The following is a 6,922-nucleotide window of genomic DNA, read 5'->3' on the forward strand; positions in this document are numbered from 1 at the left end:
TCCATCATCGCTGGATGGACCCGACCTGCCGCGTCTCAACGACGCACCGTGTGAAAGCGGTGCCTTCTTTTTTACAGTCCGTTGGGGACGGCAGGCGCGGTGGAAGGCGGGTTCCCCTGCGAGTCCTGCGGCGAAAGCGACGCTGGGTGTTTGGGATTGGGACGGAGTCCCGATATCTTGGGGACTGCGAAGCGTTCGGTCACTCGAGCGCGTTCCATGGGGCCCACGCGCCTGTCCGGCGGCACTGCGGTGCGACCGGCGGTCACGTGGAAGGTAGGACGGTCGCCCGGATGACCTTGGAGGTCCGGTGTGCGGCGTCCTCTTTTGCTTCGTGGGGGGCCTATCCGGGCCCCGGGAACTCCCCGGGGCCCGGCTAACCTTTCCCGGTCCCGTGGCTAGTTCGAGGCGTCGAGGCGCGAGCCGCCGCTGACGTCCACGTTGGTGTTCTGGGGCCGCTTCGACAGGCGGATGATGCTGCCGCCGGAGGCGTCACCGGAGACGCTGGAGGGGGCATCGGCCTCCACGATGGAGCCGCCGCTGGCCTCCACCTTCAGGTCGGTGACGCCCTGGAGCTTCTGGGCGTGCACCTGCGCGCCGCCGCTGGCCTCGGCCTCCAGTTGGGTCGCGCGGCCGGTCAGGGTGATTTCGGAGCCGCCGCTGGACTCGGCCTCCACCTTCGTGGCGTCCACGCCGCGCACGGTGAGGACGGAGCCGCCGCTGGCCTCGGCGTCGAGCTCGCCGGACGCGGTGACGTCCGCGTTCATGTGGCTGCCGCCGCTGGCCTCCACGTGGTCGATGCGGGGCGAGGACACGATGAGCTTCACCCTGCCGTTGAGGCCGCTCCAGCCCTTGCGCTCCACGCGCGTGGTGAGGATGCCGTCCTCCACCTCCAGCTTGATGCGGGCGAGGTTTTCAGGAGAGCCCTCCAGGCGGACGGACTTGGGGCCCACCTTCACCTCGGCGTACATGCCGTGCCCCACGGAGACGCCGTGGAAGTCCTCCACCTGGCGCGTCTCACCGGAGCCCTGGGAGGACTTCACCGCGTCCTCCGCGTGGGCGGTGCAGGCGGTGGTGGCGAGGCAGCAGGCGGCGAGCAGGGACAGCGAGGACATCCTCATGGTCGGCTCCGGACGAGGCGCGAGGACGTGGGAGCACGTCCCGGCGGAATGCCTCGGGTACGGAGGACCCCGGCGGTTGATTGCGTGGTGCCGCGCGGACCGGTCCGGGCGCCGGACGGGGTCAGGGATTGGCCAGCATCTCCAGGGGGACCCGGACGGAGGTGATGTCGTCGGGTTTGATCTCCACGAGGAGCTTCAGGGGGCGGCCGGTGCCGTCCATGAGCTTCAGGGTGTGCCTGCCCACCGGGAGTGCGACCTTGGTGAGCGGGGTTTCTCCCAGGGAGCGGCCGGCCAGGGACACGCGGGCGGAGGGTTCCGTGACCAGGGTGAGGAAGCCCTGGGGCGCGGCCGCTTCGGTGGCGCTGTCATCCGGGGCTGGGAGGTCGGCTTCCGAGTCGTCGGCGGGCGCGGCGGTGCGGGGCTTGCCGCGGACCGGGGTGGCCGCCGGCTTGCGGACGGGGGTGCGCGTCTTCGCCTTCGGCGTCTGGGCGTCGTCGGTGGAGGAGTCGTCGCCGGGGGGCGGCGTTTCTTCCGTGGGCGCGGCGGGTTCAGCGGGAGGCGTGACCTGGGCGACCGCGGTGGAGGGTTCCGGCGCGGTGGGTTCGGTGGGGGTGGGCTTCGGGGCCTCGGGCTGGGGAGGAGGCGGTGGAGAAGTTGTGGATGAGTTCGTGTCCGGCTTGCGGGAGGGCGCGGAGCTCCACAGCGCGGAGACGCGGCCGCCGTCGAGTCCCAGGGCGACGGTGGTGCCGAGGCCCGCGATGGCGAGGAACACGATGCCGGCCGCGATGAGTCCGCCCCTGCCGCGGCGGGGGGCGGGGGACTCGGCGAGGAAGTCGTGCGGTTCGGTGGGGCGGTTGGAGGCGCGCGTCGGGGTGGAGCGGGAGGGAGGCGAGGACTGCTTGCGGTGAGAGGACGGCGAGCGGCGGACCGCGGGAGTCTTCTCGGGGGCCTCTTCGGCGGGAAGGGACGGCACGCGGGAGATGGCCGTCTCGCTGTCGTTCAGCAGGGCCTGCGGCGGGGTGTGGGGCTGGGTGACGCGGAGGCTGTCCTGCGTGGAGGACCGTGAAGGGCGGGGACGGGAGTCCTCGGCGCTGGTGTTCGATGCGTCGCGAGCAGGGCGGGCACGTGCAGCGTCGGAGCTGTTCGCGCCATCGCGGCCCGACCGGGCGCGTGTGTCGTCGGTGGATCCGTTCGAGACATCGCGGCTCGACCGAACACGTGTGTCGTCGGTGGATGCGTTTGCGCCATCGCGGCCTGACCGCGCACGTGTGTCGTCGGTGGATGCGTTTGCGCCATCACGACCCGACCGAGCACGTGCATCGTCGGTGGATGCGTTCACGCCATCACGACCCGACCGGGCGCGTGCATCGTCGGCGGAGCTGTTCGCGCCATCGCGAGGAGGACGGGGACGGGAATCCTCAGTGGACCCATTCGCGGCATCCCTCGCGGAGCGGGACCTCGCATCCTCACCGGACGGACTGAACGCCTCACGCGGCGGTCTGGGCCGGGCCTCCTCGGGCGACGCGTTGATGGACTCACGCGGCGGACGGGGCCTCGAGTCCTCGGCGGATCCATGGGACGCATCACGTCCGGCGCGCGAACGCGGATCCTCGGAGCCGTTGGCGGAGCGCTGCCGCGCATCGTCCGAGCCTCCATCCCGGCCGGACCGGGCACGGCCTTCCTCGGACTCCCGTCCACCCCGGGCGCGCGGCTCGTCGGACGGCGGCACGAAGGCCGGAGGCTCCTTCGCATGCCGTGCCTTCGGGTCCTCGGGAGGCTGGGTGCCCACGCGCGACAGCGGCGTGAGGATGGTCTCCCCCTCGGCGTAGCCGGGGGCCGCCGTCACGGGCGCCGTGATGCGCAGCGATGAATCCAGCATCACCGGAGGCAGGGCCGGCTGGGTGCGCACGCCCGGTTCGGAATCCTCGGGCTGCGCGGACAGCTCATTCGTGGGCGGAGGCGACACCCGGCGCGAGGACGGCACCGCCGCGGGCTTGCGAACCGCCAGCTCCTCCGTCGTGTTGCGGCGGCCCCCCACTCCGGCGGCGGGAGCCGGCGACGCCTTCGCCGGAGCGGGAGCCTTGGCCGGCGCGGACGCGCGAGGCGGCAGCGCGGAGGAGATCTGCGGCATCGCCCCCGCGGGCGGGAGCGTGGCCGGCTCCGGGACGTCCCCGCCCCGGGCAATCACCTGCGCCACCTGCGTCTCGCTGGAGGTGCCGTCGCCGGTCGACTGCGCGCCCATGAGCAGCAGGCGGGTCTGGTCGCGGCGCTCGGCGAACAGGCGCAGCATCAATTCGCTGCTCTGTTCGGGGTGCCAGATGCGCTGCCCCACCGCGCGCTCGATGGCGCGCGCGAACTCCAGCGTGGTGCCGTAGCGGTCCTCGCGCCGCTTCGCGAGCGCCTTGAGGACGATGGCGTCCAGCTCCGGAGGCACTTCCTTGTTCACGCGCGAGGGCGGAGGCACGTCGCCGCTCAGCACGGCGTTCATCATGGCCTCGGCGCTCTTGGCGTAGAAGAGGCGCATGCCGGTGAGGCACTCGTGCAGCACCACGCCCAGGCTGAACAGGTCGCTGCGGGCGTCCAGCGGGTCGCCCATGATCTGTTCCGGGGACATGTAGCCGCTGGTGCCCTTCACCATGCCCACGGCGGTGCGGCCCGCGCGCGCCAGGCTCTTGGCGATGCCGAAGTCGAGCAGCTTGGTGACGCCCTCGTACGTCACCATGATGTTCTTCTCGGCGACGTCGCGGTGGACGACGGGCGAGGGCCGGCCCAGCGGGTCGGTGAAGCTGTGCGCGTAGTTGAGCGCCACGGCCGTGTCGCGCACGGACATCAGGCTGAAGCCGATGGGGATGGGCTCGTGGGCGGAGCGGCACGCGCGGGCCACCTCCACCAGCGTGGCGCCCGGGACGAACTCCATGGCGAGGAACAGCTCACCGTCCGCCACGTCCAGGTCGTACACGTGGGCGATGTGCGGGTGGTTGAACGCGGCCGTGACCTTGGCCTCGTCCAGGAACATCCGGACGAACTCCTCCTCGCCGCGGATGTCGGGGAGGATCTGCTTCAGCACCACCATCTTGCGGAAGCCGGCCAGGCCCTTCTGGGCCGCGAGGAAAATCTCCGCCATCCCGCCTGTCGACAGGCGGCAGAGCACCTCGTACTTGCCCAGCACCCGGCCACGGAACCCGTCCGGGGTGAGCGTCAGCGTCGTCCCAGCCATTGAAGGGGTCCGACTCTACACCGGGGCAGGCACCGGCGCGAAAGGCCCGGACCCCCGTTTCTGACCGGATGCCAGGGTTTACCCGAGGACCGCCTCCGGGACCGAGGGACAGCGGACCGGCGCATGGGGGCGCTGCTGGGCGTGTGACCGGGGTGCCCGGGTTGACCCTGCCGCGGGCTTCGAACGGAACCGGGGAGCGAGGCTGAAGACAGACACTGGGAAGCACCCTGGCTTCCAGTGACGTTCGCCCCGGCGTGGGCTACGACGGCACCGACATGGACACCTCCGCCTCCCCGCGCACCGTCACCGGCCGCGTCGACGTGCACCCCCGTGGCTTCGGCTTCCTCACCGTGCAGAAGCCCGGCACCCTGGAGGTGCTGTCCGCCTTCATCCCGCCCCCGGAGCTGAACCCCTTCTTCGCGGGCGACGTCGTCTCCGCCACCGTGACCGCTTCTGGCGAGGACCGGTGGACCGCATCCGGCCTGTCGCTCGTGGAGCGCACCCGCACCGCCGTCTATGGCGAGGTCGTGTCGCGCAAGGGCGCCTTCTTCCTGCGCATCGACCGCGAGGTCTCCAACACCGACTGGCCCCTGGACCCGGGCACCACCCCCGTCCAGCACAACGACGCCGTCGTCGCCCGCATCGCGGACGGCAAGGTCGTCCTCCTCTACCGTCTGGAGTCCGGCGCCGACCGCTCCCTGGAGCGCGTCATCGCCCGCCACGGCCTCCACCGGGACTTCCCCGCGGAGGTCGTCCAGGAGGCCCTCCGCGCGAAGGAGACCCCCCACGCCCTGGGCGGCGCCCGGCGCGACCTGCGCTCCATCCCCACCGTCACCGTGGACGCGCCGTCCACCCGCGACATCGACGACGCCATCTCCGTGCTGCCCGCCGGCCCTGACGGTGCCCTGCGCCTGCTCGTGTCCATCGCGGACGTGAGCGAGTCCGTGAAGGAAGGCACCCCCCTGGACCAGGAGGCCCGCGCCCGCGCCACCAGCGTCTACCTGGCCGGCCGCGTGCTCCCCATGCTCCCGGAGGAACTGTCCGCGCACTGGCTCAGCCTGGTGCCCAACGAGGAGCGCCACTGTCTCACCGTCGAATTGCGCATCGACCCCGACGGCCGCGTCACCTCCGCGGATGTCTATGAAAGCCTCATCCGCTCCTGGGCCCGGCTGAACTACGACGAGGTCGCGGCCTTCCTCGACGACAACGCCATCTCCCCCGCCATGGAGCCCGTGCGCGACGCCATGCCCTGGTTCCGCCTGGCCTCCGCGCGGCTCGCCGTGTCGCGCGGGGCTCGCGGCGGCATGGCCATGTCCCGCGACGAGGCGCGCTTCACCTTCGACACGGCCACGGGCGCCGTGTCCGGGCTCGCCGGGGAGAAGGACACCTCCGCGCATAACATGATCGAGCGCTTCATGGTCGCGGCCAACGAGGCCATCGCCACCTGGATGATGACCCGTGGCGTGCCCACCGTGTACCGCGTGCATGAGCAGCCGGATCCGCAGCGCGTGGCGGACGTGAACGCGTTCGCGCTGCACTCGGGGTTCGCGGCGGGCTTCGGTGCGCACATCACTCCGCTGGCCCTGGCCGCGTTCGACCGGCAGATCTCCGGAGCGAAGGCGGAGGCCGCGCTGCGCTCGGTGCTGCGCCGCTCGCTGGGCCCGTCCCGCTACACGGTGAAGCCGGGCCCGCACTTCGGGCTCGCGGCGCCGCTGTACCTGCACTTCACGTCCCCCATCCGCCGGTACGCGGATCTGGCCGTGCACCGGCTCATCAAGGCGTACCTCCACGGCCGGCGCGACTTCGTGCACGAGGACCCGGAGATCGAGAAGCTCTCCCAGCACATCAACGTGCGCGCCCGCTCCGCCAACCGCGCGGAGGTGGACCGCCACCACGAGCTGGAGGCGCGCTTCATGTCCACCCGCATCGGGCAGCAGTTCCCCGCGCGCATCGTGCGCGTGAAGCCCTTCGGCCTCGTCACGCAACTGGATGGCATGTGGGTGGAGGGCATGGTCCCGGCGGAAGGGCTCGCGGGCGGCCCCTACCGTCCGGACGCGCGCGAGCTGTCCATGGTGGGCAAGACGCGGACCTTCACCGTGGGCATGCCCATCACCGTGAAGGTCGTCTCCACGGATGAGCAACTGGGCCGGGTGGAGTTCGCCCTGGTCGAGTAGGGCCGTCAGGTTTGGACATCCCAGACACGGATGTCCAAGCCTGAAACACAGACACGCAATCCGCTCACCCCGCCAGCGGCAACCCGTCCGTGGACTCCACCAGGACGTTGCCGGGCACCCAGCCCACCAGCCCGGTGGAGGACCTCACCAGGTACAGGACCTCGCCCTTCGCGGGGACGCTCGCGGCCAGCACCTTCACCTGGGTGCCCTGCGCCGTCGTGGCCACCACCGCGGAGCCCGTGCGGCCCTGCGTCAGCGGGAACGACTTCTTCACCGTGGCCGTGACCTCCTGGCCGGGCGCGTACGTCACTGCGTACAGCTCCTGCGGCACGTGCACCGAGGTCGTGTCAATTGGAGTGGAAACGCGTCAGGCGGCGCGACGAGTTCCCTGCGGTAGCATGACGAGGTTGCCG

The 6,922-nt window shown here is 71.5% G+C and carries 4 protein-coding genes; 1 reads left to right on the top strand and 3 read right to left on the bottom strand.

Going from position 1 to position 6,922, the window contains the following annotated elements; translation table 11 throughout:
- Positions 1-395: 395 nt before the first annotated feature.
- Together K8556_RS34725 and K8556_RS34730 are read right to left on the bottom strand one after the other, a co-directional pair.
- Positions 396-1,118: a GIN domain-containing protein gene (locus tag K8556_RS34725; protein WP_223744402.1), complete on the bottom strand. Its 723-nt coding sequence runs from the start codon at positions 1,116-1,118 to the stop codon at positions 396-398.
- Positions 1,119-1,239: 121 nt separating this feature from the next.
- Positions 1,240-4,335: a protein kinase gene (locus K8556_RS34730; RefSeq protein WP_223744403.1), complete on the bottom strand. Its 3,096-nt coding sequence runs from the start codon at positions 4,333-4,335 to the stop codon at positions 1,240-1,242.
- A gap of 275 nt (positions 4,336-4,610) precedes the next feature.
- On the opposite strand from K8556_RS34730, the gene K8556_RS34735 reads away from it, so the two are divergent.
- Positions 4,611-6,509, top strand: coding sequence for a ribonuclease R family protein (locus tag K8556_RS34735; protein WP_223744404.1), 1,899 nt, complete (start codon positions 4,611-4,613; stop codon positions 6,507-6,509).
- A gap of 64 nt (positions 6,510-6,573) precedes the next feature.
- On the opposite strand, the gene K8556_RS34740 is transcribed toward K8556_RS34735, so the two are convergent.
- Positions 6,574-6,846 (bottom strand): hypothetical protein, encoded by a 273-nt coding sequence (locus K8556_RS34740; RefSeq protein WP_223744405.1) that lies wholly within the window; start codon positions 6,844-6,846, stop codon positions 6,574-6,576.
- Between the last annotated feature and the right edge of the window lie 76 nt (positions 6,847-6,922).

The organism is Corallococcus sp. AS-1-12 (assembly GCF_020036995.1).
Lineage (GTDB): Bacteria > Myxococcota > Myxococcia > Myxococcales > Myxococcaceae > Corallococcus.

What these genes read in the sequence shown, in the direction of transcription:
- K8556_RS34725 (WP_223744402.1), bottom strand. Translation starts at nt 1,118, where the DNA reads ATGAGGATGTCCTCGCTGTCCCTGCTCGCCGCCTGCTGCCTCGCCACC.
- K8556_RS34730 (WP_223744403.1), bottom strand. Translation starts at nt 4,335, where the DNA reads ATGGCTGGGACGACGCTGACGCTCACCCCGGACGGGTTCCGTGGCCGG.
- K8556_RS34735 (WP_223744404.1), top strand. Translation starts at nt 4,611, where the DNA reads ATGGACACCTCCGCCTCCCCGCGCACCGTCACCGGCCGCGTCGACGTG.